The organism is Micromonospora sp. NPDC051006, assembly GCF_044456245.1.
Lineage (GTDB): Bacteria > Actinomycetota > Actinomycetes > Mycobacteriales > Micromonosporaceae > Micromonospora.
The window spans coordinates 240,841-267,304 of the sequence record NZ_JBITFP010000007.1; the positions used below are offsets into that span (position 1 = coordinate 240,841).

Annotated in this window: 22 protein-coding genes and 4 pseudogenes; 10 read left to right on the forward strand and 16 right to left on the reverse strand. The window is 69.8% G+C overall.

Annotation, left to right across the window (positions count from 1 at the left end; translation table 11 throughout):
• Nucleotides 1–94 precede the first annotated feature (94 nt).
• The 6 genes from ACIBBA_RS15035 to ACIBBA_RS15060 form a co-directional block, all read right to left on the reverse strand.
• Nucleotides 95–946 carry a sugar phosphate isomerase/epimerase family protein gene (locus ACIBBA_RS15035; protein ID WP_396697435.1) on the reverse strand — a complete coding sequence of 284 codons (852 nt, stop codon included), beginning with the start codon at nucleotides 944–946 and terminating at the stop codon, nucleotides 95–97.
• Entirely contained in the window at nucleotides 943–2,118 is a 1,176-nt protein-coding gene (locus tag ACIBBA_RS15040; RefSeq protein WP_396697437.1) for a substrate-binding domain-containing protein, read from the reverse strand. Before ACIBBA_RS15040 ends, ACIBBA_RS15035 begins: the two co-directional genes overlap by 4 nt.
• A 32-nt stretch (nucleotides 2,119–2,150) precedes the next feature.
• The gene (locus tag ACIBBA_RS15045; protein WP_396697439.1) at nucleotides 2,151–3,152 is read right to left on the reverse strand and encodes an ABC transporter permease; all 1,002 of its coding nucleotides are present in this window, start codon (nucleotides 3,150–3,152) and stop codon (nucleotides 2,151–2,153) included.
• A complete protein-coding gene (locus ACIBBA_RS15050; protein WP_396697441.1) occupies nucleotides 3,149–4,174 on the reverse strand; it encodes an ABC transporter permease in 1,026 nt (341 codons plus the stop codon). The genes ACIBBA_RS15045 and ACIBBA_RS15050 overlap by 4 nt, the downstream gene beginning before the upstream one ends.
• A complete protein-coding gene (locus tag ACIBBA_RS15055) occupies nucleotides 4,171–5,673 on the reverse strand; it encodes a sugar ABC transporter ATP-binding protein (protein WP_396697443.1) in 1,503 nt (500 codons plus the stop codon). The genes ACIBBA_RS15050 and ACIBBA_RS15055 overlap by 4 nt, the downstream gene beginning before the upstream one ends.
• 204 nt (nucleotides 5,674–5,877) lie before the next feature.
• On the reverse strand, nucleotides 5,878–6,270 hold the full coding sequence (locus ACIBBA_RS15060) for a YybH family protein (protein WP_396697445.1): 393 nt from the start codon (nucleotides 6,268–6,270) through the stop codon (nucleotides 5,878–5,880).
• A 101-nt stretch (nucleotides 6,271–6,371) separates the two neighbouring features.
• On the opposite strand from ACIBBA_RS15060, the gene ACIBBA_RS15065 reads away from it, so the two are divergent.
• Complete coding sequence (locus tag ACIBBA_RS15065) at nucleotides 6,372–7,145, forward strand: phosphotransferase family protein (protein ID WP_396697447.1); 774 nt, start codon at nucleotides 6,372–6,374, stop codon at nucleotides 7,143–7,145.
• Between the two features lie 121 nt (nucleotides 7,146–7,266).
• On the opposite strand, the gene ACIBBA_RS15070 is transcribed toward ACIBBA_RS15065, so the two are convergent.
• The 3 genes and pseudogenes from ACIBBA_RS15070 to ACIBBA_RS15080 all read right to left on the reverse strand — a co-directional run bounded on the left by ACIBBA_RS15070 (nucleotide 7,267) and on the right by ACIBBA_RS15080 (nucleotide 12,620).
• On the reverse strand, nucleotides 7,267–7,767 hold the full coding sequence (locus ACIBBA_RS15070; RefSeq protein WP_396697449.1) for a DUF5984 family protein: 501 nt from the start codon (nucleotides 7,765–7,767) through the stop codon (nucleotides 7,267–7,269).
• Nucleotides 7,768–8,587: 820 nt separating this feature from the next.
• Nucleotides 8,588–9,788, reverse strand: a pseudogene (locus ACIBBA_RS15075) (non-reducing end alpha-L-arabinofuranosidase family hydrolase).
• Nucleotides 9,789–10,394: 606 nt separating this feature from the next.
• Entirely contained in the window at nucleotides 10,395–12,620 is a 2,226-nt protein-coding gene (locus ACIBBA_RS15080) for a hypothetical protein (protein WP_396697451.1), read from the reverse strand.
• Nucleotides 12,621–12,734: 114 nt separating this feature from the next.
• Between ACIBBA_RS15080 and ACIBBA_RS15085 the strand changes: the two genes are divergently transcribed.
• Nucleotides 12,735–13,667, forward strand: coding sequence for a helix-turn-helix transcriptional regulator (locus ACIBBA_RS15085; protein WP_396697453.1), 933 nt, complete (start codon nucleotides 12,735–12,737; stop codon nucleotides 13,665–13,667).
• Between the two features lie 249 nt (nucleotides 13,668–13,916).
• Here the strand turns inward: ACIBBA_RS15085 and ACIBBA_RS15090 are convergent, their stop codons facing one another.
• Entirely contained in the window at nucleotides 13,917–14,201 is a 285-nt protein-coding gene (locus ACIBBA_RS15090) for a hypothetical protein (protein ID WP_396697502.1), read from the reverse strand.
• On the opposite strand from ACIBBA_RS15090, the gene ACIBBA_RS15095 reads away from it, so the two are divergent.
• From ACIBBA_RS15095 to ACIBBA_RS15105, 3 genes are all read left to right on the forward strand, one after another.
• A complete protein-coding gene (locus tag ACIBBA_RS15095; RefSeq protein WP_396697496.1) occupies nucleotides 14,104–14,592 on the forward strand; it encodes a transposase in 489 nt (162 codons plus the stop codon). The two genes, ACIBBA_RS15090 and ACIBBA_RS15095, sit on opposite strands and share 98 nt — an antisense overlap.
• The gene (locus ACIBBA_RS15100; RefSeq protein WP_396697498.1) at nucleotides 14,489–15,406 is read left to right on the forward strand and encodes an NmrA/HSCARG family protein; all 918 of its coding nucleotides are present in this window, start codon (nucleotides 14,489–14,491) and stop codon (nucleotides 15,404–15,406) included. Before ACIBBA_RS15095 ends, ACIBBA_RS15100 begins: the two co-directional genes overlap by 104 nt.
• 91 nt (nucleotides 15,407–15,497) lie before the next feature.
• On the forward strand, nucleotides 15,498–16,574 hold the full coding sequence (locus tag ACIBBA_RS15105; protein ID WP_396697455.1) for an MBL fold metallo-hydrolase: 1,077 nt from the start codon (nucleotides 15,498–15,500) through the stop codon (nucleotides 16,572–16,574).
• A 107-nt stretch (nucleotides 16,575–16,681) separates the two neighbouring features.
• Here the strand turns inward: ACIBBA_RS15105 and ACIBBA_RS15110 are convergent, their stop codons facing one another.
• The gene (locus ACIBBA_RS15110; RefSeq protein ID WP_396697457.1) at nucleotides 16,682–17,539 is read right to left on the reverse strand and encodes an oxidoreductase; all 858 of its coding nucleotides are present in this window, start codon (nucleotides 17,537–17,539) and stop codon (nucleotides 16,682–16,684) included.
• Nucleotides 17,536–18,393, reverse strand: a complete 858-nt coding sequence (locus tag ACIBBA_RS15115) for a helix-turn-helix transcriptional regulator (RefSeq protein ID WP_396697459.1) — start codon at nucleotides 18,391–18,393, stop codon at nucleotides 17,536–17,538. The genes ACIBBA_RS15110 and ACIBBA_RS15115 overlap by 4 nt, the downstream gene beginning before the upstream one ends.
• Before the next feature lie 153 nt (nucleotides 18,394–18,546).
• On the opposite strand from ACIBBA_RS15115, the gene ACIBBA_RS15120 reads away from it, so the two are divergent.
• The gene (locus ACIBBA_RS15120; protein ID WP_396697461.1) at nucleotides 18,547–19,260 is read left to right on the forward strand and encodes an SDR family NAD(P)-dependent oxidoreductase; all 714 of its coding nucleotides are present in this window, start codon (nucleotides 18,547–18,549) and stop codon (nucleotides 19,258–19,260) included.
• A 399-nt stretch (nucleotides 19,261–19,659) separates the two neighbouring features.
• Here ACIBBA_RS15120 and ACIBBA_RS15125 read toward each other — a convergent pair whose 3' ends face one another.
• Nucleotides 19,660–19,995 (reverse strand): hypothetical protein, encoded by a 336-nt coding sequence (locus ACIBBA_RS15125; protein ID WP_396697463.1) that lies wholly within the window; start codon nucleotides 19,993–19,995, stop codon nucleotides 19,660–19,662.
• A gap of 141 nt (nucleotides 19,996–20,136) precedes the next feature.
• On the opposite strand from ACIBBA_RS15125, the pseudogene ACIBBA_RS15130 reads away from it, so the two are divergent.
• The 3 genes and pseudogenes from ACIBBA_RS15130 to ACIBBA_RS15140 form a co-directional block, all read left to right on the forward strand.
• A pseudogene (locus ACIBBA_RS15130) lies at nucleotides 20,137–20,511 on the forward strand (response regulator transcription factor); the annotation flags it as partial.
• A gap of 70 nt (nucleotides 20,512–20,581) precedes the next feature.
• Nucleotides 20,582–21,562 carry a hypothetical protein gene (locus tag ACIBBA_RS15135; protein ID WP_396697465.1) on the forward strand — a complete coding sequence of 327 codons (981 nt, stop codon included), beginning with the start codon at nucleotides 20,582–20,584 and terminating at the stop codon, nucleotides 21,560–21,562.
• A gap of 710 nt (nucleotides 21,563–22,272) precedes the next feature.
• Entirely contained in the window at nucleotides 22,273–22,860 is a 588-nt protein-coding gene (locus ACIBBA_RS15140; protein ID WP_396697467.1) for a hypothetical protein, read from the forward strand.
• Between the two features lie 206 nt (nucleotides 22,861–23,066).
• On the opposite strand, the gene ACIBBA_RS15145 is transcribed toward ACIBBA_RS15140, so the two are convergent.
• The 3 genes and pseudogenes from ACIBBA_RS15145 to ACIBBA_RS15155 form a co-directional block, all read right to left on the reverse strand.
• Nucleotides 23,067–23,957: a peptidase M23 gene (locus ACIBBA_RS15145; RefSeq protein ID WP_396697469.1), complete on the reverse strand. Its 891-nt coding sequence runs from the start codon at nucleotides 23,955–23,957 to the stop codon at nucleotides 23,067–23,069.
• Nucleotides 23,958–24,752: 795 nt separating this feature from the next.
• Complete coding sequence (locus tag ACIBBA_RS15150) at nucleotides 24,753–25,457, reverse strand: LysR substrate-binding domain-containing protein (RefSeq protein ID WP_396697471.1); 705 nt, start codon at nucleotides 25,455–25,457, stop codon at nucleotides 24,753–24,755.
• 49 nt (nucleotides 25,458–25,506) lie between these two features.
• Nucleotides 25,507–25,560: pseudogene (locus ACIBBA_RS15155) on the reverse strand (hypothetical protein); the annotation flags it as partial.
• A gap of 650 nt (nucleotides 25,561–26,210) precedes the next feature.
• Here ACIBBA_RS15155 and ACIBBA_RS15160 point away from each other — a divergent pair.
• A pseudogene (locus ACIBBA_RS15160) lies at nucleotides 26,211–26,464 on the forward strand (LytR family transcriptional regulator); the annotation flags it as partial.

The following is a 26,464-nucleotide window of genomic DNA, read 5'->3' on the forward strand; positions in this document are numbered from 1 at the left end:
GGGGTGGTGTACCTCCCTGGGACGCGAGGAACTGATGCTGTCGTGACCGTGCGGCGTGCCGGCGCCGCCGGACCGGGTGCAGCTGGCGGTGGGCCTACGGCATCACCGCCCGCAGGAACTTCAGGCCGTCGACGGCGATCGCGTCCTGGCTCTCGGCGAGCGGCCGCCAGATGGAGGCGGCGGTGGCGATCGTGGCGTTCTCCGCGGTGAACGACTCGATGCACAGCGGGCCGGTGTAGCCCGCCTCGTCGATCGCGGCGAGGATGGCCGGCCAGTCCAGGTGGTCGACGCCGGGCGTGCCGCGGTCGTTGCCGCAGACCTGGACGTGGGCCACCCGGCCGGCGGCCGCGCGGATCGCCGCCGGGACATCGGTCTCCTCGATGTTCTGGTGGTAGAGGTCGAGCGCGACCCCGCAGTGCGGCAGGTCGCCGATCGCCTCGAGGGTCTGCCCGACGGTGTTGAGCAGGCTCGTCTCGTAGCGGTTGAGCGGCTCGACGGCCACGGTGACCCCGGCCGCGCCCGCGTGGTCCACGACGGGGGCGAGGCTCTCCCGAAGCTGCGCGTACGCCGCAGTCCGCTCGCCCGGTGACAGCCGCCAGGTGCGGCCGACCGAGGCGTACGCCGGCCCGGCGATCACCGCCGAGCCGACCGTCGCGGCGGCGTCCACCACCCGGAACAGGTAGTCCCGCGTGGACCGGATTGTGGCCTCGTCCGCCCCGACGAGTTCCCGACCGGGTGGCATCACGAGGCACACGGTGGCGCCGAGGCCATGGTCGGCGAGCACTCCCGCGGCCCGCTGCGGGTCCCAGTCGCCCGGGTTCTCCACCGGGAGTTCGAGCACGTCGAAGCCCCACCCCGCGACCCTGGCCGCGAGCGCGGCCAGGGTCGCGTCGGTCAGCGGTGAGGTCCACACCCACGTGTTGACCCCGAGCGGATGTCCGCTCACTTCCACGGCCCCGGGTAGCCCGGCATGCCCTCGCAGCCACACATCGCGTAGTGCAGTGGCGGCATGTCCTGCTTGACATACTCCCGGACGTTGTCGCTGGTGATCCGCGGCTGCGGCAGCACCCACTCCTTCGGCACCTGCTCGCCCTTGAGGATCTTCAGCGCGGCGATGACCGGAGTGCGCCACTGGTAGGTGGGATAGGTCGGCGCGACGGCGGTCAGGCCCTCGTCGACCCACAGCCGCAGGAAGTCCTGCTGGTCCTCGCCGACGACAGCGGGCACGTCGACACCGGCGTCCTGGAACGCCTCGACCGCGGCGACGGCGGTCGCGCCGGCATCCATCCACACGCCGTTGATCTCACCCTCGCGCTGGATGTAGTCGGCCACGATGCTCTTCGTCTTGGCCGCGTCGCCGTCGGTGAACTCCACGCCGACCACGTCCAGCTCGCTACCGGCGAAGATCTCGTTGGCGGCCGCCCACCGCTGCTCGAGCACGTCCACGCCGGGCAGGATGCGCAGGGCGAGGACCTTGCCGCCCGGCTTGACCTTCTCCTTGAGGAACTCCGCGCCGTTCGCGCCGAAGGCGAAGCCGCCGATGGGGTGGATGAACGTGACGGGGCAGCTGGTGTTGACGCCCCGGTCGAACACGATCACCGGTACGCCACTCGCGCACGCCTGTTCGACGGCCGGCGTCAGCGTGGCGGTGGTGTTCGGCGAGATGATGATCGCGGAGCAGTTCCGGCCGCTCAGCGACTGGAGGTCGCTGATCTGCTTGTCGTCCTTGGCTTCCGCGTCCAGCACGACGAAGTCGGTGATCTCCGGGTGCAGCTTCACCTCCTGCTGCATGGTCTTGAATCCCACCTGCCGCCACGGGTTGTCCACCGCCGCGTTGGAGAAGCACAGGGTGTACTTCCCGCCGGGCTTGGCGAACTTCGCGGTGTCGACCATCTCCGGTTCGAGCATCTGCTCCCACGGTTTGCCGTCCGGGCCCTGCGGCGTGGCGTTGCGGAACGCGAGCTGGCGGTCGTACTCGGCCTGGTCGAAGAACTCCGACTTACGGGTGTCAGAGCCGGACGACCCGCCGCCAGGGGCCGTGTCGTCGGGCAGGTCGCTCGAGCATCCGGCGAGTGCGAGGGCAGCCGCCACGGCCACCAGGGGCCATCTCTTGGTCATATTTCCGATCTCCTTTGCCAGCCGTGGGGACGTCAGGAGGGAGCGGGGTGCACGGTGTTGCGCTTCGGCCGCCACCGCAGCCGTTGCCGCAGACCGCCGCCGAGCGAGGCGTAGGCGACGGCCGCGATGATGATCAGGCCCTGCACGGCCGACTCGAGGGCGCCGCTCACGCCGAGCAGGTTCAGCAGCGTGAACAGCGCCTCCAGGGACAGTGCGCCGGCGGCGGCCGCGACCACCGACCCGCGTCCGCCGCCGAGGAGCACGCCGCCCAGCACGACGGCGGTGATCGCCCGGAACTCCAGGCCGTTGCCGACCTGCGCCGAGACGCCGGCGAACCCGCCGAGCAGGATCGCGGCGACCGCGGCGAGCAGCCCGGAAAGGACGAACGCGAGCAGCCGGAGCCGGTCTACCTGGCCGCCGGAGAGCCGCACGGTCGCCTCGTTGTCGCCGACCGCGACGAGCGCCCGGCCGGTGCCGCTGCGCATGAACAGGGCCGCGGCGACCAGGATCGCAAGCAGGATGAGCACCGACCACGGGACCTCGCCGAGCACGGGGATGTCCAGGTCGCCGCGACCGAACCGCCGGAACCCGGCCGACAGTGCGCCGCGCGGCGCGCCGTCGGTCCAGAGGAAGGTCGCGCCGTCGAGCACCAGCAGCATGCCGAGCGTGACGATGAACGAGGGCACCAGGAGCTTCGTCGTGATCAGCCCGTTGACCAGGCCGACCAGCAGGCCGAACCCGAGTACGAGCAGGATCACCCAGGTGGTCGCGGAGTCGTTGTCGTCGATCAGCCGGGCCGCGATGACCACCCCGGCGGTGACCAGGGCGCCGACGGACAGGTCGAACCCGCCGGAGACGATGACGAAGTACTGCCCGATGGCGAGGATCATCAGCGGCGCGGCGCGCTTGAGCAGCGCCAGGTAGCCGGACGGCTCGTCGTAGGCCGGGCCGGCGATCGCGAGGCCGATGAGCAGCAGGAGCAGGACGACGAGCACGGGCGCGGTGCCCTCGGCCAGGCGGGGACGCCAGCTCACGTCAGCCTCCCCCGGGCGCGGTCGGCCATCATCCGGCGCGCGTAGAGCGCGACCGCGGCCACCAGGACGACGCCGCGCACCACGTCCTTGAAGAACGGGTCGACCGCGAGGTCGTCGAAGATCGTGTCCAGGGTGGCGAGAATGAGGACACCGCCGATGGTGCCGACGACGCCGCCCCGGCCGCCGGCGAGCAACGTCCCGCCGAGCACGACGGCGGCGATCGACTCCAGGTCGTAGCCGGCGTCGGTGCCGACGTACGGGGCTCCCGAGCCGAGCCGGCTGGCGAGGTAGATCCCGGTGAGGCCGGCGGCGAGCGAGCACAGCACGTGCGCGGTGACGACGACCCGACGGGTCGGCACCCCGGAGAGCCGGGCCACCTCGAGGTCGCCGCCGACGGCGTAGATGTGGTAGCCGGGGCGGGTCCGCGACAGGTACCACCAGGCGAGCGCGGCGACGGCCAGCATGAGCAGCGCCGCGACCGGCACCGGGCCGATCCGGTCGTAGCCGAGGTGCTGGAAGCCGCGCGGTACGTCGCCGGCCGGGCCGGTGTAGTTGTTCTCGAGATAGCCGCGCAGGATCAGCGCCACCCCGAGCGTCGTGATGAACGCGTTGGCCTTGAGGACGGTGATGACCAGCCCGTTGACCAGCCCGACGCCGGCGGCCACGGCGAGCGCGAGCAGCACGCCGGGGAGGACCATGCCGTTCTGCCCGGCCATGGTCTCCGCCGCGAGCAGCGAGGTCAGGCCGATCAGGTACGCGACGGACAGGTCGAGCGACCCGGTGAGGATCACCATCGTCTGGCCGATCGCGACGAGCCCGAGCGCGGTGGACCGGGTGAGGATGTTGAGGATGCCGGCCTGGTCGAGCAGGACCTCGCCGCGCAGCCCGACCAGGACGCTGCCGACGACGAGCAGGGCGACGAGCGCGAGGTAGACGACGACGACCGGGGTGAGCCGCTGGCGCAGCACGGGCCGGGTGGCCAGTTGCCCGGCTGGGGAGGTGTCCCGCTGAAGGACGCTCATGCCGCCTCACCGGCCCGGTGCCCGGTGGCGAGCGCCATCACGGCCCCCTCGCTCGCGCCGGCGGGCAGCTCACCGGCGAGCGCGCCGTTGTGCATGACGAGGATCCGGTCGCTCATCCCGATCAACTCGGGAAGTTCCGAGGAGATCATCAGCACCGCCACGCCGCGCTTCGCGAGGTCACGGAGCAGCTCGTGCACGGCTCGCTTCGCGCCGACGTCGATGCCGCGCGTCGGCTCGTCGACGATCAGCACCCTCGGCTCGACCGCCAGCCACTTGGCGAGTACGACCTTCTGCTGGTTGCCGCCGGAGAGGAAGCGCACCTCCTGGTGTTCGCCGCGGGCCACCACTGTCACCAGGTCGAGCAGCGCGGGCACGTCGGAGCGGGCGCGGGAACGCGCGCCGCGCAGCGCGGCGCGGCGCACCAGCAACGTGTTGTCGCGTACGGACTGGCGAAGCGCCAACCCGTCGCCCTTGCGGTCCTCGGTGACCAGCGCGATACCGAGGCGTACGGCGGTGCGCGGCCGGGTCACCCGCTGAGCCTTCCCGTCCACCTCCAACCCGCCTCTGGTGAACGGCTCGACACCGAACACGGCGCGCGCGAGTGCCGAGCGACCCGACCCCTGCAGCCCGGCCAGCCCGACGATCTCTCCGGCGCGTACCTCGAGGTCGAGATTGCGGACGCGGCCGTTGCCGGCACCGCGCAACGTGAGACGCACGGGCCCGAGGTCGTCGGGGTCCCCTCGGTCCGGGTAGTACTCGCCCAGGTCGCGGCCCACCATGTGGCGGACGAGGTCCGCCGGGGTTAGCTCGTGGGTCGGGGCGCAGGTGACGAGGCGCCCGTCCTTGAGCACGGTGATCCGGTCGGCGAGGTCGAACACCTCGCGCATGCGGTGCGAGACGTAGAGGATCGCGATGCCCCGCTCGCGCAGCCGGCGCACCAGGTCGTAGAGCAGCTCGACCTCGTGGTCGGCGAGCGCGGCGGTCGGCTCGTCCATGCCCAGCACCCGCGCGTTGGTCGACAGCGCCTTGACGATCTCCACGACCTGCCGCTGGGCGACCGACAGCGACGACACCGCATCGGTCGGGTCGATCCCGTCCTCGCCGAGCCAGTCCAGCAGCTCGCGGGTGTCGGCCACCATGCGCCGCCGGTCGACCTGCATCCGGCGTACGGGCTCGCGGCCGAGGTAGACGTTCTCGGCGACGCTGCGGTGCGGCAGCAGAGTGAACTCCTGGTGGATGATCGCGATGCCGGCCCGCTGCGCATCGCTGGGGCCGGCGAAGGACACCTCGGCGCCGTCGACCTCGATGCTGCCGCCGTCCGGCCGGTGCACCCCGGCCAGCACCTTGAGCAGAGTGGACTTTCCCGCGCCGTTCTCGCCCATCACGGCGTGCACCTCACCGCCGCGCAGTTCCAGGTCCACCCCGTGCAGCACCGGCACCCCGAGGAAGGACTTGCTGATCCCGGTCAGCCGGACGCTGGTCGTCACCTCGGACGTCATGTCGGCGACGCCGTTACCGGATCGGCCATAGACATGCGTCGACCGTAACGACGACTTATGCCCGGGTCAACGAAAAGTCAGGGCGCTATCGCGGATAGTTAGAAGGCCGGCGGCGAAAGTCCTCGCGGCGGCCGACGTATCATCCCGATTCGCGGTCGAATGAGGGAATGACCGCCGACGCCGCGACCGTGACCAGTTCGCCGGTCACAATCCGTCCGGCAGGCTGGCCGGCTGCTGTCCCGGCCAGAACGGCCACTCCTCGAACGAGCGGCAACGTCCGTCCTCGGCGAACCGCATGACCCACAGGTCGCGGTACTCCTGGTCGACCGGGTCGCCGTAGCGGACCTCCAGGCGCGCCACCGCGGTGTCGCCGTCGACCGCGACGATCTCCCGGGTCATGTCGAACACCTCGTCGGGGCCCTTGCGCTGCGCTTCCCACATCCGGGCGATGGCCGGCAGGCCGACCACGGGCGTCCAGTACGGCCCCTGTTGGTAGCTCGCATCCTCGGTGAAGAGCGTGACCAGCCCGCTCGTGCCCGGCGTCCGCCACGCCTGCTCGTAGGCGGCGAGCCAACCGGCAACCTGCTTCCTGTCCATGGACAACCACCCTGCCACTCGGGCGGGCGGGCGGCGGCGGGAATCGGCGGCCTCGGGTCGCACACTCGTCGACCGGCCGCCCAGTCGCACGCGATAAGCGCGTGACGTCGGTCGTCATCCTCGCGAAAATGGCCGACGTGGAAGAGGTCGAGGTCGTCGTCGCCCATAACGAACGCGCGACCCTGCGCGTCGGCGACGTGTTCCTCAAGATCGACGCTGATCAGACGCGCACCGACGTCGAGGTCGAGGCGATGGCCATGGCACCGATCCCGACTCCGGAGGTCCTGTGGCGGAAGCCGCCCGTGCTCGCGCTCGCCGCCCTCCCGGGGACGGCACTCGGCCGCCTCGGCGAGCCGTCGACCGCGTCGCCGGCGGCGTGGGCCGCGGCGGGTGCCGCCGCACGGAGGCTGCACGACGCGCCCCTGCCGCCCTGGCCCGGTCGGAGCCTCGACGAGTTGGCAACGCGCCTCGACGGCGAATGCGAGTGGCTCGTCACGAACGGCGTCCTTCCCTCCGACCTGGTCACCCGCAACCGTCAGGTTGCCGAGGCTGCGCTGCGGCCATGGAAACCGGTGTTCATGCACGGCGACCTGCAGATCACCCACGTGTTCGTCGGCGACGACAAGATCACCGGCGTGATCGACTGGTCCGAGGCCGCCCAGGGCGATGCCCTGTACGACCTCGCCGTCTTGACGCTCGGACACGAGGAGCACCTTGACGACGTGGTCGCCGGCTACGGCACCGATGTCGACCTCGACGTGATCCGCGCGTGGTGGTCGTTGCGAAGCCTGCTGGCGATCCGCTGGCTGGTCGAGCACGGCTTCGACCCGTCCGCGCCAGGCTGCGAGGTCGATGTGCTGAAAGCTCGGCTGTGAGGCCGCACGAGCCCGACGGCCACGAGTGCCCGTTCTGCCGCACGGAGCGGACCATCCAGGACGACCTGAGGCACAGGTCAGAGCACCTGCGGTCGTCACGTGGCGTGCAACGGCCCGGTGTTCACCACCCGGTACGGCAACCGACATAGCCAGTCGAGGGTCTGGCACCTGGTCCGGCGGCTCGCCCGGGGTGGCCGGCCCTGGCCGCCGCCGAGCAGGTCTCCCTGCACAGCCTGCGCCACGCCGCTGCCCTCGACGACGGCGGCCCCACTGCGCGACGTCCAGGACCTCCTCGGCCTCGCCGATCCCCGCACTGCCCGCCGCTACGACCGCAACCGCGGCAGCCTCGACGCTCCCCCGCCCATCGCCTGGCGCTGCTGTACGGCGAACAGCCGTATGAAATGCCACCAGCCCTCCGCCTGACCCGTCTTCCAGAGCCGGGCCAGGTAGTAGTCGACGAAGGGATGCGGATGTTCGAGGTGGTCCGCCGCAGCAACTGCTGCCCACCGACCTCAAGCCGGTACCAGCCCTCGGCGAGCCCGAACCAGTGCAGCGTTGGCTGGTCACCGTCCCACGACGACACCTCGTCCGGCGGATACAACTCGAAGCGGAAACGGATCATCGAGGCAGTATCCCGTCCGCCCTGCGGCGTCAGCGGATGTCGACATGGCGGTCGCGACCCGGTCCGCACGGGTGGCGGCAGATCGATGGCGTCGGAAGGTGTCCCACGGCGGGTTGGTGTCGTCGCGGACTAGAGCATGGCGATCATGGGGCGTATGCGGGCAGGCGCAGCTTCCTCGCTCGTGTCCTGCCATTCGTGCGTGCCTTGGATGCGGACCGCCAGGCGAAGGCACTCCAGGCATCGACGGAACTCACGGGGCGGAAGCTCGCCAGTCTCATCGGGGCCGGCAGCGGTGGCAGCCCACAGGGAGAGAGCCGCGCTGCAGGTCGGACACCGGAAAGTCCCGTGCGGACGGCGGTTCAGCCCGTGTCGTTCCACCTCGTTGCCCCTTCCACTCACGGACGCACGCTAGACCGCGCATGACCTCTGGAATGCCTGTTTTCCCGAGGTGTGGCCGGCCGGCCCCGATGCCGGCCGGAGGTCGCCGGCAGGCCGGGGTCGGGTGACCTCTTCGCTGCGGTGACCACTTAGCCGGCCTGCACCCAATCTGCTCCCAACGCAAGGCCCAGCCGCCGCACCCGGCTGTTCCCAACCTGCTCCCCCAATCGGACCCGCACTGATCTGCTGCCGGCCGGCGCGGCCCCGCGCTCGTCCGGCTGGTCGTCCGTCACCTGCCTCGGAGCGGGTTCGGCGTTGCACCGAGCCCGCCCCCTCCGACGCCACCCGATCGCGAACGCGAGCGGCGACAACGTCACCCGATTCGACGTACGCCCTTGGCGGCGGACGTCAGAGACACTTGCGTCGGAGCTTTGTCAGGCCATCAGCGCTGCAGTGTCAGCAGACCCGGCCGGTAAGGCAGGAGGCCGTAGTCGCCGCCGGAGCTGGGGGAACGTCCCTGGTAGAGCAACTGCAGGTTGCAGGGATCAATGGTCATGGTCTGATCGGCGTTGCTGCGAATCAGTTCGCCGTGGCTGATGTCGTTGGTCCAGGTGGCGCCGCTGTTGGCCTTGCCGGCGAAGGGGTTGCTCTCGGTCGCGGCCTGTGGTGTCCACGAACCGCCCAGACTGGTGGCCGTGAACGAGCGGAAGTAGCGGCCCTGCGAGCCGATCGCTCGACGAGCATGAGGTACCGGCTCTGGCCCTGGAGCTTGTAGACGTGGACGGCTTCGAACAGACTGTTCGTCGCATCACTCATGATCACCGTTGATGTCGAGCCGAAACTGCCCGGGAAATTTCCGATGGGCATGCTGGCCCGGTAGATCTTGCCGTTGTCCCCGGCGAAGAGCAGGTACATGTTCGTGCTGTCACCGATGAGCGTCTGGTCGATGGGTCCCGTACCCGAGCCGGAGATGCTTCCCGAGAAGAGCACCTGCTCCGAGGACCAGCCGTTCGGATTGGTGGGGTCGCTCGACGTCCGGTGGAGAATGCGGTCCCACCCCACTGATAGGCGAGCACCCAGATGTTCCTCGGGGCGAAGTAGAACAGCGTCGGCGAGACAGTGGAGACGGACATCGTGTTCTGGCTCGCCGAGGCCATGTCGGACCAGTTTGTGAAGAGGCCGAAGTTCATCGAGCCCCACCTCGTCCCGGTGTCGTGCGTCGTCGCGTAGACGAGATGCCTGCCGTTGTAGGGGGCGTAGGTGAAGTCCTTGAGCGACACCCACCCGGACTTCGGGTTCGCCAGCGGGCCCGTCGACGTCCAGCGGTACGTCGACGGCAGAGCGCACGTGCCGGGCGGCGGGGTGGTGGGGTTGCCGCCGCCGTCGACGCGGACGAGTTGCCACTGCTGGTTGCTGCCGTTCCAGTCGTCGTACTGCACGATGTTGCCCCCGTCGGCGGTCGAGGCGCCCTGCACCTCCACCACCTTGTTGCTGTTCCGGTTGATCAGCCGGACGTAGCCACCGTCAGAGTCGGCCAGGCGGAACTGCTGGTTGGTGCCGTTGCCGTCGGTCCACTGCACGATGTTGGCGCCGTTGGCGGTCGGACAAGTCAAGCCGTACCCGGCGCACCCTTCAGGGGAGATGTCGAGTTCATCATCGACGCGCAGACCGGCCACGTCGTTTCAGTGCGATGCCGGGTCCCTCCGAGACCGCGCTAAGTCTCATGCCACCACGGTGGTCGATGCCTCGCAGGCAGGGAGCTATGAGCCGGTGGGCCACGTCAGCAGGTGCAGCCGCTAAGCGAGACGCGACGTTGAACCCCGGAGCAGCTCGGCCGATTGGACAAGCCGTTCGAGCTTTCAGCCAGGGATGGCGATGCTCCCAGCGGAAGCGGGGACGATCCGGTCGGGGTTGGCGTGGGTGACGGCCGAGTCGTACGCGCCCGTCGGTCGAACAGCACCCCGAACTCCCACCGACCGCCGTCCTGGCTGGCAGGACAGCCGGAGGACGCTACCGTCTGCGGCGTCCTGGGCCAGGACCGACTGCGCCCCGCGTGTCGGGTCCGGCCGGACCCAGGTCGACATCGTGAATGACTGGTCCGTCCGCAGCACCGGGCAGTCCTGTCAGGCCGGGTTCTGCCGATCGCCGCCGTTCGACTGGGCCCGGCCGTGTGATCAAATCCGACTCCTCGCGGCGCTGCTGCTGGTGGCGGCCGTTCCAGCCGCGGAGCACGGAACCCGGCAGTTCGGCTACGAGTGGAAGTTCGGCTGGCCGCGGTCCCCGTGTTGACCGGTTTGATCGGCAAGCTCCCGCACGGCCGCCCAATACTGCGGCTGCGTGTGGTACGGCCAGTGTCGCTCGATCGGCGGCGGAACAGTGTCGGTCGGATCAATGGTCAGACCGCGCGGGTCGCGGAGCCGGACATCCACTGCGTACGCTCTGCGATCCCCGCATCGTGAACTGTCGTCTCCCCGCCGGTGGAAGATCGGGCCAGCGATAGGGTCGGTGTCTCGCCAAAGGTTCCGCCAACGCCAGTCCAGCCGGCCGCCCAGCTCGCACAGCGTCTGACCGCCGAAATAGGCCGGATAGAGCCGGGCGTAAAGCCTGGCCAACGGTGAGCCGGGGGTGAGCAGTCCCACCCGGCGACGTACCGGTGCCGGCAGCTGCAGGATGGCGGCCGCCGCCAGGATGGAACCGTGACTGTGGCCGGAGATGACGACGACCGTTCCCTCACCGGTTAGCGCGGAGACCCGGCGGGCCAGTTCGGGCACTGCTCGGGCGGAATAGCAAGGGGGTGCGAAGGGGTGGACGGTTCGCGGCCAGAAGTTGCCCAGGTCCCAGAGGACCGCGACGAGGCGCCGGGTATCGGGTGAGCGGTAGGAGCGGAACCCGAGGATCAACAGGCCGATGACCAGCAGGCTGATGATCCAGATCCCGCCGTCAGTCACGTAAGCGGCCAGCAGGGCGTTGCCCTGGTGCGTCGTGCCCAGCCGGGTTGCGAGTTGAGTGGGGCCGATTCCCAGCAGGTCGAGGGCGATGGTGGCCAGGCCGAGCGAGGAGACCAGGAAGAAGGCGATCAGCATCGGCCCCAGTTCCTCGGTCAGGTGCGACCGGGCGATCGCCTCCCGGACCGCCGCCAGTCGGTGCGCCGCACCTGGCGGCGTGACTGGATAGTCCTGCCGGACGACCTGCTCGGCGAGGGAACGACGCCGTCGCCGGCTGAGCAGGAGCGCGGTTGACCCGGACGCGCCGACAACGATGAGCGCCGCGAGCGCGGCGAGCGCGGCCCACCAGTAGCCGACGGGTGGGTCGAGCGGGGCGACACCTGACGGACTGGGGCGCACCGGACCGGGCACGGAGCCGCGGTCGAGCAGGTCGGCGACGCGGTAGACCAGGGTGGCGGCGAAGGCTTGGCCGACGATCACCGAGGCGGCGGCCACAACCGGCGCCCCGAACGAGCGAAGAAGCGGGCGTACGTCGTGGGTGACGTGCCGCAGCCGCGCGTTCGTGACGGCGGCGAGCAGGGCGAGCAGGCATCCCTGCGCCGCGATGAGCGTGGCGACCGATCCCTCGTAGCCAGGCAGCTGTCCGACTGGCAGCTGGGCGGGTCGGGTTAGGGCGGCGTAGGTGAGGCTCAGGATGGTGATTGCAGCCGTGGCGGCCCAGAGGGGGCGCAGGAGGGACCGTACGCGTTCGGGGCTGGTCGGCACGGGGAGGCAGAGCAGCACCGCGCAGAACATCAGCAGGCCGAGGGGAGCAATCAACAGCCACAGGCCGGCGTCGCTCTCACTGTTGGACAACCCGCCGAGCAGGCTGGCGTCGAGGGTGCCGATGCCAATGCCCGCGTGGACCTGGCGCAGCCATGCGGGGCTGCGCTCGTCGTCCCAGAAACCGGGCTCGTCGAGGCCTTCATCTATCGCGGTGTTCAGCTGCCGTGGGAGGCCGAAACCCTCCAGCGCCTGCGCGGATCGGGCGCCGATGCTCCAGATCACCCAGAGCGCGACCAGGGGAACGATCGACAGGACGACCAGGCGGGGGCCCACCGGCAGGCCCCGCAGCCAGGCGAGGTACGGGCGGCCGTCCCGGCACTCGTCGTAGGGCACACACTGCCAGCCGACCAGGTCCAGCGTGACGCCGATGATCGACAGGACGAAGGCGGCGGTGAGGGTGCCGGCGAGCAGGCGGCACAACACGGTGAGCAGACCGAACCGGTCGGCCGCCGTCGGACGCATCCACACCGCGACGTTCACCAGCATGAACGGCAGCAGCAGGAGCCTAGAGGCTGTCCGCACCGCCGCGCCGGCCGTTAGCGCACCCCAGCGATACGCCTCGACGGGGATGCCTTCGGTCGTGCCGCCGCCGGTTCCCATCCCGGGCCGAACTCGGTAGAAGCCGGCGTGGTGATCTCCTGCGACGCGGACCACGACCGGATGGTCGAGGATTTCCTCCGCACTCGCCCCGGAGACGCCATGCACCCTCAGCTCGACGGAGTCCAGCCCTTTCGCTGCTTCCACGCGGACAGCGTCACAGAAGAGCCTTGGACCCGTAGCCCATTCCTCAGAGATGGCGCCGAGACGCTGACGTTTTGAATGGCCTTCAACGCGGGGAACTCGACGGTGGCCCAAACCGCGCGGGCGGCGGTCCGCGAGTTCCTCACCACCCGCCGCGCTCGGGTCGCCCCAACTGACGCCGGCCTTCCTTCCCAGGGCACCCGCCGTCGGGTGAAAGGCCTGCGCAGGGAAGAGGTCGCGTTGCTTGCCGGGGTCAGCCCGGAGTACTACGTGCGGCTCGAGCGCGGCCAGGCAACCGGGCCCTCCGCCGGAGTCGTCGGCTCCGTCGCCGACGTCCTGCGTTTGGACGATGACGAACGCGCTCACCTCGATCGGCTGCTCGCCGCTCTGACCCCCGCGGCCCGCAAGCGGAGCCGCGGCACGTCGAAGGACCAGGTGACCCCCGGGATCCGGGTGCTGCTGGACTCGATGGACCACCTACCCGCAGTGGTCTTCAACGGCCGGTTCGACATCCTCGCGGTCAATACGCTCGGGCGCGCACTCTTCGCGCCGGTGTACGACCTGCCCGGACGGCCTAACAGCGCCCGCTTTCTGTTCCTGAACGAAACCAGGGCCCGGGACCTGTACCCCGAGTGGGAGCGGATCACGGCGGACGTCGTGGCGATGCTGCGGATCGAGGCCGGCCGCCACCCCGACGACCCCGACCTGACCGAACTGATCGGACAACTCGCGACCCGCAGCACAGAATTCCGGACGCGCTGGGCGACCAACGACGTACGAGTCCCCCGAGCCGGCGCGAAAATCATCCGGCACCCGCTCATCGGCGAGGTCACGCTGCCCTACGAAACCCTCCGCATCGACGCCGTCTCCAGCCAGATACTCACCGTCTACACCCCCCAACCCGGCACACCCGAAGCCGACGCGATCCGCCTTCTGGCCAGCTGGAACGCCGACAACCAACGGAACAACAACCCGACGGCAGGAACACGCGGCCGGACCCCCGAGGACTGAGGCCATATCAGTTCGCCGGCGCCGCCGACGTACGCTTGATCGCGTTCCCCAAAGTGGCCACCGCCCGGCAGCGCTGCCGTGCTGTTCACGCCGCCCAACCTCCACGTGCGCTCCCGCGTCGGCTGCGGTGAGGCAACGAAGGGATGTGGCATGCGCGCTGCGGACAGCGCCGAACTCCCTCGAGCAGGATCGCCAGGTCCTCGTCGTGCCGGCCGGCCCTGTCTGCCTTGATCGCCCGTTCGTTGACGGTCAACCTTCCGCGTCAGACTGGAAGGTCGCGATGTTGTAGCCGAGCCAGCGCCCAGCTCTACGGCCAGCCGAGCGAACCTCGGCGATGCGCTCTGCGTTCCACGCCTCGACACGCTCGACGTACTGCCAGTCGATTCGGCATCGCCCGGTCGCGGCACATGTGATCCTGGCCGAGACCGGAATCCAGATGCAGCGCTTCCCCACCGCCGGGCATCTGGTGTCCTGGGCCAGGTTCGCGCCCGGCGTGAAGGAGTCCGCGGGCACGACGACAGGCAAGAACGCCACCGGCCACGGCAACTCCTACCTGGCCCGAGTCCTGGGCACCGCCGCGGGTGGCCCCTGCGGCTGTCGACCGCCGACCACCGCCATTCCCGGCAATACGGACATTCCCGCCGCGAGCCGTGCCCAGGCTGTACCTGGTTGGTCGTGCACCGGCACGCGACGCTGGACCCGTGGCGGGCTGACACAGCAGACAGCTCCCCGTCGCCCGTGCGCTATCCGGCGCATGGGTTTCGCTCAAGGACCCCGACAGGGGAGGAATTGGCATGTCCGAAACGGCAATCATCGCGGTGGTGGGCGCCACAGGTGCGCAGGGCGGTGGCCTGGCCAACGCCATCCTGGCGGAGCGGCGCGGCGAGTTCACGCTCCGGGCGCTGACCCGCCGGCCGGACTCTGATGCCGCCCGTGAGTTGGCCTCGCGTGGCGCTCAGGTTGTTGAGGCTGACCTCGACGACGAGTTGAGCCTGCGGCGCGCGTTCGCCGGTGCGTACGGCGCCTATGTGGTGACGAACTACTGGGAAGGCATGTCGGCGCAGACCGAGTTGGGCCACGCACGCAACGCGGCCCGGGCGGCGAAGCAGGCCGACCTGCGGCACGTGATCTGGTCAACGCTGGAGGACACTCGCGAGCGGCTCCCGGTCACCGACCCCCGGGTACCGGTGTTCGACGGCTCCTACACCGTGCCGCACTTTGACGCGAAGGCGGAGGCGGACCGGTTCTTCGTCGACCTCGGTGTGCCGACGACGTTCCTACGCACAACCTTCTACTGGGAGGCGTTTCTGCAAGGGTTCGGGCCGCGCCGCGACGAGTCCGGACAGCTGGTGCTCACGCTGCCGATGGGTGACAGCGCGTTGGCCGGGATCGCCGCCGAGGACATTGGCCGTACCGCGCTCGGCATCTTCGCCGGCGAGGACTACCTCGGCGCGACGGTCAGCATCGCCGGCGAGCACCTGACCGGCGCGCAGTTCGCGGCCGTGTTCGCCGACGTGCTGGGCGAGCCGGTGGCCTACCGGCCGCTGACCCACGACCAGTTCCGAGCTCTCGGCATCCCCGCCGCGGCGGAGATCGGAAACATGTTCCAGTACTACACCGAGGCCGCCGACACCTTCACTAGCGCCCGCGACCTGACCGTGGTGCGCGCGCTGCACCCCGGACTGCGCACATTCCACCAGTGGCTGCTCGAACACAAGGACGACGTCAGCGTCGACTAGCCATCGGACCCCCGTCCACCGCGGGCTGTGCGCTTGGACGGCTCGCGGTGGGCTCGCGAAGCTCAGACCATCACGTTCCAAGGAGTCACCCGTGACACCAACCAATACCGACCCGTCCGGTACGAGCCGGCGGTCGTTGCTCGCCCGCGGCGCGGCGCTCGCGGCGGTGCCGTCGTTCGGCGCCATCATGGCCGCGGTGGCGGGACCGTCGCCGGCCGAGGCCGACCCGGCCCTGCCGGACTACGCACCCGTACCCCCGTCGGCGCTCGGACCCGCCCTCAACAGTCAGGGTTACTACGTCGGACGGGTGGAGCGGAACCTGTACTGGGTCACCGACGGCACCTACCAGTCCGCGTTCCTGACCACCCGCGACGGCGTCGTGCTGTTCGACGCGCCGCCGACCATCGGCCACAACCTCCGTCGCGCCGTGGACGAGATCGCCGCCGCCAACGGCGTCAGCAACAGGGTGACGCACCTGGTGTACTCACACCACCATGCCGACCACATCGGCGCGTCGGCGTTGTTCGGCAAGGATGTCGTGCGCGTCGGCCACGCGGAGACCCGCCGGCTGCTGCTGCAGTACAACGACCCGGCCCGACCCGCCCCCGATGTCACCTTGCAGGACCGTCGCACCCTGCGCGTCGGCGGGGAACGCGTCGAGTTGGCCTGGCGTGGCTCCAACCACGCGCCAGACAACATCTACATCCACCTGCCGGACCACGACACTCTGATGCTCGTCGACATCGCGTTGCCCGGCTGGGTACCCATCTACAACCTCAACCTCAGCACCGACATACCCGGATTCATCGCCGCCCCCACCACCGCTCTTTCCTACCCCTGGAAGCACTACATCGGTGGCCACCTGGGCCGGCTCGGCACCCGCGCCGACGTCGGCCTGCATCAGCAGTACGTGACCGACATCGTCGCCAACGTGAAGACCGCGCTCGCCACGGTCGATCCGACGCCATACTTCGTGAAGTACGGCCCGAACACGTGGGCGGCGGTGAAGACCTACCTGGACGCCGTCACCGACCAGGCCGCCGCCCCCGTCATCGCGAAATACACCGGGGTGCTGGCCGCGGCCGACGTTTTCACCACGAGCAGCACCCTGACCATCCTCGAATCCGTCCGCCTCGACCTCGGCTTCGGCTCCCAGATCCATCCCTGACCCATGCCCGCCGCAAGGCCGCTCTCCCCGGGCGCCGGCCAGCCGCCGGCTCCCGGGGGTCGCGGGACACGGGGGCCTTCAGCGGTACGTCCCAGCCGCCCGGCCGATCAGGCGAACGCCGAGTCGAGCTGGTTCATGGCGTCCCGGTCCAGCTCGATGCGATCCACCGCCAGGTTCTCCCGCAGGTGCCGCAGCGAGGCGGTGCCCGGTATCAGCAGAACGTTCGGGGACAGCGCGAGCAGCCATGCCAGCGCGATCTGCGCCGGCGTGGCGTGGTGCAGGCGGGCGAGGCGGTCCACCGCCGGGTTGTTGAAGATGGCCTCGCGCCGATCTCGTGGCCAGCCCAGCGGAACGTAGGGCACGAACGCGATGCCACGCCGCGCGCACTCCTGCAGAACTGACGTCGAAGCGCGGTCGAGCAGGCTGAACGAGTTCTGTACGCACACGATCTCGGTGACCGCGAGCGCCCGCCGCAGGTGGGCGAGCGAGACATTGCTGAGCCCGATCCCGTCGATCAGCCCTTCGTCTCGAGCCGTGACCATCGCGGCCAGTTGGGCATCGAACCGGCCGTCTGGAGGTGAGTCGTCCATCAGCCTGAGGTTGACCGCGGCAAGGCGGTCGACCCGCAGCGTCCGGAGGTTGTCCTCGATGCCCCTGCGCAGTTCGTCGGGCTGGTCGTAGGGCAGTACCGCACCCGCGTCGTCCCGCCGGGCGCCCACCTTGCTGACAATCGCCAGCCCGCCCGGGTACGGGTGCAACGCCTCCTGGATCAGCTCATTGACGACCCGGGGTCCGTAGTACTCGGCGGTGTCGATGTGGTTCACGCCGATCTCCACCGCGGTCCTGAGTACGGCGATGGCGTCGTCACGGCTGGCCGGTGGGCCGAACACACCGGGCCCGGTCAGCTGCATGGCGCCGTACCCGACGCGCGCGACCGAAAATCGCCCCAGCCGGAACGTGCTCACTCGTTGTCCATGGCAGTGCTCATGTCCTGGGTGCCGACCACCGACAGCAGGCGCAGTGCGTCATGGGAGGGGCTGCCCCGCTGGGCGGTGAAGCAGACGAGGTACTGGTCGCGCATCGGCACGGCAAGCGTGTCGCAGTTCAGCTCAAGGGTGCCCACCATCGGGTGGTGCATCGTCTTGCGGTGGTGGTGTCCGGTCTCCACATGGTGGACGTCCCACAGCTGCGCGAACTCGGCGCTGCGCCGGTACAGCGTGTCGACCAATGCGTGGATCTGCGGGTCGGTTGGGTACCGGCCAGCGGCTGCGCGCAACTGACCCACCGCCAGCCGGCCGAACTCCTCCGCGCCGCTCATCCCGTAGTGCCGCGCGGCGGGGTCGGGGTGCAGGAAGTGGCGGTAGATGAGGTTGCGGCGGGCCGGTGGAACCGCGGAGAAGTCCTCGAACAAGGCCGCGGCCAGGCCGTTCCACGCGATCACGTCGTAGCGGGCGTTGACCACGAACGCCGCGACGTCCGTCAGGTGCTCCAGCAGGTTCAACACGGTTGCCGGGACGTCGGAGCGGGGTCCGGCCGGCGATTCCGGTGCGACACCGGCAAGGTCGAACAGATGGTCGCGTTCGTCCGTGCTCAGGCGCAGCGCCCGGGCCAGCTCGCCGAGCACCCGCCGGGACGGGCTGGACCCTCGGGCCTGTTCCAGCCGCGTGTAGTACTCGACCGAGATGTGCGCGAGCCGGGCGACCTCCTCCCTGCGCAGGCCCGGGGTCCGGCGCACGGTGCCGGCCGGCAGGCCGACGTCCTGCGGCCGCGTTCGCTCCCGCTTGCTGCGCAGGAACTCGCCAAGCTCGGTACGGTCCATGGCCGCAAGTATCGCCCGCGCGTGCCCAGCTGCCAGGTACAACTGGTACCTGGATGAACCAGACAGTCGGCCGTATACCACCCAAAGGTGCCCGCCGAGACTGGTACTGGCTGGGCCTGTCGCCCGGCTCACCTCGCCGGGCAGCCTCGAGCCATGGCTCACCACAGCAAGATCGCGCTCGTAACCGGGGCGAACAAGGGCGTCGGCCGGCACATCGCCCGGCAGCTGGCACAGGCCGGGGTCAGCGTGCTGGCCGGCTCCCGCGACACCTCGCGCGGCCAGCGCACGGTCGACGAACTGCGCGCCGAAGGGCTCGACGTGCAGGTGCTCCAACTGGACGTCACCGACGCCGCCTCCGTCGCGGCTGCCGCCGCGCATGTCACGGCGCTGGACATCCTCGTCAACAACGCCGGCATCAGCAGCGGCTACGACACCCCGTCCCGGACGTCGCCAGAGGACCTGCGCCGCACCTACGAGACGAACGTGTTCGGCGTCGTCGCCGTCATCAACGCCTTCCTGCCCGTGCTGCTGCACTCCCCGTCACCGCGGATCGTCAACGTGTCCAGCGAGGTCGGCTCCCTCACCCTGATGAGGAACCGGATACCGATCAACGTCGGCGCGTACCAGTCGTCGAAGGCCGCGCTGAACGCGCTGACCATCCTCTACGCCAAGGAACTCCGCGACACGCCCGTGAAGATCAACGCAGTCACACCCGGGTACGTCGCGACCGACCTCTACGGCGGCACGCCGACGCCCGGTGCCGGTGACCCCGCCCACGGCGCGGCCGTCGCCGTACGGTTCGCGCTGCTCGGCGACAACGGTCCCAGCGGCGAGTTCCACGACGCGAGCGGCATTCTGCCGTGGTGACCGTCTGGTGACCGGCACCCCATTGCGACGACGGTGACTCGGGTTCGGAGTTTGCGCTTATCCGCGGATGGTTCGCGGTCTCCCAACCGGCAACCGACCGGCGGGAGGAGTTCGGGCAAGAACCGGCAATGAGAAACGTGGCCCCTCGCGGCGCGGTCCTGTCGGCGCTCGTCGTGGCAGCGCTCGCCATCGCCGGGCTGGCCTGGCCGCGCGGAGATGGCGCAGCGCGGAGCACCGCCTGCCTCAGCCCGTTCCCCGCGCGCCAGTGGCGGCCGCGACCAGCCAGCACAGCAGCTGGAATTCCTTGCCGGACTTCTCTCCCGCCCAGCGGGGTCTTCACGTGGGAGTACTCGACGGGGGGCGCGACGGGGGCGGATGTCGCAGGTTGCGCGGCCAAGGTCAGACGGCTCGCGGTGACGATGTCTGCCGCTGCGGTGGCGTTGCCAGGCTTTGTTGGGGTCCGAACCAGCCGGCGAACCGTGCCGCCGCGGCGGCGGCCGGTGCGAGATCCGCCCGGGCGCGGGCGAGCAGCGTGGGTCGGGTCGCGGCCCGGCCGGCATGCTGGGCGTCGCGTGCCGGCGGGCACGGGTATGCCTCCTCGTGGCAGCGCAGGTTCGCGCAATGGCCGAGCCGTTCTGGGTCGGGGAGGTGGTGGGAGGCGACGTCGGTGGCGAGGAGCCACAGCAGGACGTCGGTGACGTGGTGCGGTACGGCGCGGCGGTGCGGCTGCGACATCAGCTGCTGCCCTTCCGGTGCGGGTGCGACTCGGGTGGCCGCCACCCCTGGCCAGCGGTGTGGGGACCCGCTGTCGGGTTCGCCGGGGTGGCGGCCGCGACGAGTGACGCTCGACTTTCCGGATAGATCAAGTCGCCGGCCGAACTGCTCGCCGACGGCCGCGGCGGCGTCGGCTACCTGCTCAAGGGCCGGGTGACCGCGCTGGACGACTTCCTCGACGCGGCGGAGCGAGTGGCCGGCGGCGGGACCGCGATGGACCCAGAGGTAGTCCGCCAGCTCTTCGCCCGGAACAGCCGGGATCGCGGCGTCGCGGCACTCACCGCCCGAGAACGCGAAGTCCTCGACCTGATGGCCCAGGGCCTGTCCAACTCCGCGATCTGCGCCGCCCTGGTCCTCGCCCCGGTGTCGGTGGAGAAGCACATCACCAACATCTTCGGCAAGCTCGACCTGCCGCCCGCCACCGACTCGCACCGCCGGGTACGCGCCGTGCTGGCCCACTTGAACCAGGAACGGTAGGGCTGTCCCCACCAGGCAACCTACGGGTCGCCATGATGTGCGGCCAGGCCCGCGAGGCGAGCATTGAGGCATGACGGAAACGCTGCTGACCAGGCCCGACAAGCCCGCCCCCATGATCGCCGGCCCGCAACGCTGGCACCGACCGCTGCTCGTCGTCGCGGCCGGCATGCTGCTGCTGAGCCTGGTCGCTACCGGCGGGCTCTTCCTCGACGACCGGGTTCTGGTCGGCGCGCCTATCTGGCTCAAGCCGCTGAAGTTCGGCATCTCCTTCGCGATCTACGCCGCGACCCTGGCCTGGCTGCTCTCGCTGTACCAGCGGGTCCGGCGTACCGGTTGGTGGCTGGGCACCCTCGTCGGGGTGGCGCTGGTGGTCGAGATGGGGCTGATGGTCGTACAGATCGGCATCCGGGGCCGCCAACTGCACTTCAACCAGGAGACCCCGCTCGACACCAACTTCACCATCGTGATGGCCGTGACCATCTACGCCCTCTGGGGAGCCACCCTGGTCATCGCCATTCTGGCGATGCTGCAACGGCTCGGCGACCGCAGCACCACCCTCGCCATCCGGCTCGGCCTGGTCATCACGCTGGTCGGTCTCGCTCTCGGCATGCTGATGGTGATGCCCACCGCCGAGCAGCAGGCGGCGATCGACGCTGGGCAGACCCTGCCGATCGTCGGCGCACACAGTGTCGGCGTACCCGACGGCGGTCCGGGTCTGCCGGTCGTCGGGTGGAGCACCATCGGCGGCGACCTGCGCATTCCGCATTTCGTCGGCATCCACGCCCTGCAACTGCTGCCCCTGCTCGCGCTGCTGGTAGCGCGGCTGATGCCCCGCTCCGGGGATCGGGTCCGGTCCCGGCTGGCCTGCGTCGCCGCGGCGACGTACGCCGGGGGCGTGGCCCTGCTGACCTGGCAGGCCCTGCGCGGGCAGCCGCTCTTGCACCCCGACCTGGCGACGCTCGCGGCGCTCGGCCTGCTGTTCCTGTTCGCCGGCACCGCCACCGCGCTGGTAATCCGCGGCTCCGGCGCGGCGACTGCGCCCGGGGCATAACCGGTGTCCGTTGCCTCGTCCCTGGTCGCCGCCGAAGTCAGCGTTCGCTGGATTCCGGCGGCGGGCTTGCCGCGGGTGCCGTTGCGTTATCCGATCGGGAGACGCGTCAGGCCCGGTCGGGGTTGCGGTCAGATCACCCGGGCGAGCTCACTCAACGCCGAAGCGACTCGAAGCTTGGGCTGACTGTCGAGCCCGAGTTCGTAGTGTCCGGCGGCGGAGATTCTGGATGAACGCGTGTCCAGCGATGATCACTTGTGCGGTCTGGTCGGTTCGGAGCCCACGCATGGTCGTAACCGGTGTTTGAGCTGGCTGGACGACCCGGTCAGCGGGTGGCTGATCGCCGGCACGTTCGGCGTGGCGGCGGCCGGCGTCTGTGCGATTGGAGGCTGTGCATTCCGGGGGCGGAATCCTGGGCGGCCCGGGGTCGTTACATTTTCCGAGGGCTGAGGTAGAAGCGCGCTTGGTCGGCAGCACAGGCCGCGGAACGATGGTGGGCCGCCGCTCGTCACATTTCACCTAGTTCGGACGGCACAAGCCACCCAGCACGCCCGCAACGCTGCGGGTTACCGGGGTCACCGCGAGATTCTGAGTTCGCGGACTGGTCGCACACTTCCCTCGGATCCATTGAGCGCCGGTCGTGGTGCTTACACCCGCACGTCGGCCCTCCGTCGGCTCGGGTGTCATGGCAACCCCCGAATGGAGCTACTGACATGAACACGATCATGCGCAAAAGCGTTTTTGGTATTGCGGGTCTGGCTCTCGCCGGTGGCGCGCTCGCCGGCCCGATCGCCGCGCACGCCACCCCGGTCGACGAGAAGCCAGTCGTCCTGTTTCAGGCGGACAAGCCGTCGGTCGACAAAACCGAGCTGATCCCGAACGGCACCCAGGGCGCGCAGTCCCGGATCGCCCTAGACAACGAGCAGACGAAGAACGCAAAGGCGATCATCGCCGTGACGAAGAAGTCGGGTATGGACGAGCGAGCCGCGGTCGTCTCGATCGCGACCAGCCTGCAGGAGTCGAAGCTGGAGAACCTGGGTCACCTGGGTGACGCCAACGACCACGACTCGCTGGGCCTGTTCCAGCAGCGCCCCTCCAGTGGTTGGGGTACCCCGGAGCAGATCACCGACCCGGAGTACTCGACCATGGCCTTCCTCAAGGGTCTGAAGCAGGTCGACGGGTGGCAGGATATGCCGCTGAGCGAGGCGGCGCAGACGGTGCAGGTGTCGGCGTACCCGGACGCCTACGCGCAGTGGGAGCAGCAGGCCGCTGACCTGGTCGCCCAGTATTGGACGAGCTGACAACCGAACAACCGAGCGCAGCGACTGCTGGCCGGCACCCGTCTGGGTGCCGGCCAGCGACGGTTGCGGGTCAGATCAGACCCGGAAATGGCGGCTGAGTGCAGCACGGTGTAAAGGTGGTCGCGAGGCAGCCCCGGGTAGATGTCGGTGAGGATGTGCCCCTCGGCCTGGCGGCGGGCGATCAGCGCGGCGTCGGTTGTCCGCGCTCAGGCGAGGACGGCGTTCACGACCTCGGTGGCCCGCCACTCGTGCTGGGCGTACAGCCAACCGAACGCCGACACCTGCACCGACTGGGCCGCAACGGTCAGCGGGAGGTCCTGCCAGCCGGGGATCGCCTCGAGGGCGGTGAGGAACTGACGGGTCGCGAACTCCGGCTCCATCAGGTCCCGCACGCTCCCCCAGCCGGTGCTGGGCCGCTGCTGGAACAGCCCGACCGAGTCCTGGTCCCAGCCGACCGCCTGGTGCGGGTAGTCCTGCGACTCCGGCAGCACGCCACTGGCGTAGTTGTAGAGGTTGCTCTCCTGCATCGCGGTGGCCACCGCGATCACCAGCCCACGGCGCGGCACGCCCATCTCCCGGCCGGTACGCACGATCGTCTTGGCGTTGTCCATCTGCGCCTGGTCCAGCCCAGCGACCGGAACGATCCGTTTAGGCCCGGGCTTCGGTTTTGACGTCGCCTTGGGCTTGGGATTGGGCGCGGGCGTTGTCGTCGACGGGGAGCTTTCCGGGGTGGGGGTTTCGGCGACCGGGGCGGCGGGCTGGCGGGCCTGCCCGCGGGAGGCCGCGTCGGCCTCGGCCCGCTGGGCGATCTCGGCGCGCTGGTCGGGGGTGAGTGACTCCCCGGCGGGGTCGGCGCCGATGAAGGTGACGCCCACGAGACCGAGGCAGCACACGGCGCCGGTGGCCACCGCCATGCGGGCCCGGCCGGGTCGGGCGGCGAGGGGATTACCGAGGCCGCCGAGGCGGGTACGCAGCCATCCGGTGGAGCGCCGGGGCTGGGACGTGCTGGCCGGCTGATCGGTGGTGGGGATATCGTCCGAACGGTCAGCCGGGGCGCCGAGGCCGCGCGGGTGGTTGGGGTTGCCGTCGTTACGCATCCGCCGAGGCTAGGCAAACGAAACCATGGTCACCCAGGGTGATCGGGTGGCGGTGCTCACACTTCAGCCTGGCGCGACAGGATCCTCCGCACCAGTCCGGCGGTGCCGGTAGGGGCCCTCGCCATTCGGGCATACCGCCCTTCTCGTTGCCGCCGGACACCGTCGGGCACGAACGGCGCGAGTGGACGTCCCTCGCCAGGTGATCCACTAACTCGTCCTTTCGGGTGATGTCGGACTCCACCGAGTGCGACGGACGCGCGCCAGATCAGCGGATTCGCCCGTATCTGATCATTGCTCTGTGGATTGCGATCATCGCCGGTTCCCTTGGTGTTCACCGGACCGACGTTCGATGCTCAGATGCCCGCCGCCACATTCCAGAGCAGGCCTGCGGGACAGGCTGAGCGCGGCAGCTGTCGCCGCGAGCCTCGCCGACTCGCTGGCTGCTCGCGCGGCGGGGCGGACTGATCGCTGCCGGATGACGCCGGCGCGGGGTCGCGGTAGGCCGGGGATCCAGCGCAGGTAGTAGAAGAGACTGATCACGGTGTTGACGACCACGACGGCGAGCCAGGCGTGCCCGCCGTCCCACGCGGCGGTCGCGGTGGTTGCGAGGTCGACCCGACGAGCCTGCCCCCGTCGTGCTCGGCTCGCGCACGTCCCGACCAATACCAGCAGGTCCGGGCAATGCGCTCATCGGGAACGATGGCCCGAGTACCCCGGAGGAGTACCGCCGGGCCTCAGGTGGCGGTTTCAGCGGCCAACGGTGTTTGCGGTGAGGATGGTGCTGGTCGAGCCGCGTCAGGACCGGGGCCGAACGTCATCGAGGGACAGCAGTGCCTTGGCGGCGGCGCCGGGGTGGCGGTCGGTCGAGGTCGCCACTTCGATGGGCCAGTGGGGAGCATCGATGATGGGAACGAATTGGGCGGCCGTCTTCTTGCCGGCGAAGACCTGTGGTGCGACGGCGATGCCAAGCCCGTGGCTCACGAGGTCGAGCAGCCAATGCACGTCATTTACCTCGAAGGCGACTCGCCGTTCAACGCCGGCGGCGGCCATGGCGTGGTCAACGACATCACGGGTGATCCAGCCGGAGGAGAAGTCGACAAAGGTCTCGTTCTGAAGGTCCCGCAGGTCGACGCTGTCGCGGTTGCGCAGCGGATGGGCTGAGCCGCAGGCCAGCACTATCGGCTCTGCCGCGATCGGCGTCAACGTCACTCCTGGTGCGCCGCCGGGGGGTGCGGAGACGAATGCCAGGTCGAGGTCGCCCGTGCGGACCCGCTCGATCAGGTCGGTTGAACCGCCCTGCCGCAGCCGGATCTCGATGCCGGGGTGGGCGGGCGTGAAAGCGAGCCAGTACCGTCGGCAGGTCGACGGCGCCGAGGCACTGCAGGGTGCCGACCACCAAGGTGCCGCGCAGCAGTCCCTGCACCGCGGCGACCGCGTCTTTGGCGGCGACAACGTTGGCGAGTGCGTGCCGCGCCTGGGTGAGCAGTGCCTGCCCTTCATCGGTCAGCTCGACGCTTCGCGTGTTGCGCACGAACAGGCTCGCGCCGAGCTCGCGCTCGAGGGAGCGGATCGACGCGGAAAGGCCAGACTGCGCTACGTGCATCCGTGCGGCGGCTCGGGTGAGTGGCGCTCCTCGGCGACCGCCACGAAGTACTCGAGCTGGCGTAGCTCCACGATTAATCACCAACGCTGATCGTTCGGATCTGACTCTTCTGTTGGACAGCTTAACCGCTGTAACGGAGGGTGGCCTCAGTGACTTCGCCGCGACGCCGCCCGACGCCGCGGCCTCATCCCCGAGGGACCACCATGACCCCCCTAGTCTCCTTTCTGATCAACGCCGGCTTGGCCGACCTGGCCCGCTCCGCGCTGCCCGACGCGCCGGTACGCCCCGACCCACCCAGGCGCCAATGGCGTCTACCGCGCTGGCGCGAAGGCGCACTGCGTTGCCACGACCTTGACGGCAAGCCAGAACAGGAGACTGTGAGCCCATCTCTTCCAGGTGACCGGTCGAAGGCTGTGGTCGTCCGTCGGCGCTACCGTTGGCAGCCCGGCGGCCGTCAAACTGGGCTCGGCCGGAAGGACTGACCGATTTTGCCCAGGCTTTTGGTTGAGTAACGTCCGCGGTCAGCAGGGGTTCGGTTGAAACCTGCTGCGCGCCACAAAACTATAAGCCGCCTCCCAGCTTTACCCATTACGTTGGGTGACCATCGAACACCGGATGGTTCCCCCGCCGGGGGTGAAGGGTTGGAGCGAGTGCAACGACGATCTCGACGGATTCTGATCGCGGTGCTGGCGGCACTGCTGGTGCTAGGCGGTGGGGGCATCGTCGCGGTCGCCACCTACGGCGGTTCGCTCAACGGCAACCTGTCCCGCACCGACGCCTTCTCTGGGCTTGCGGAAAGCTCCCGTCCGACGCAGGCGGTCACCGGCGCGATGAACGTGCTGCTGCTCGGCAGTGACTCCCGCGACCCGGACAAGACGGCCGATTCCCGTACCGACACCATCAT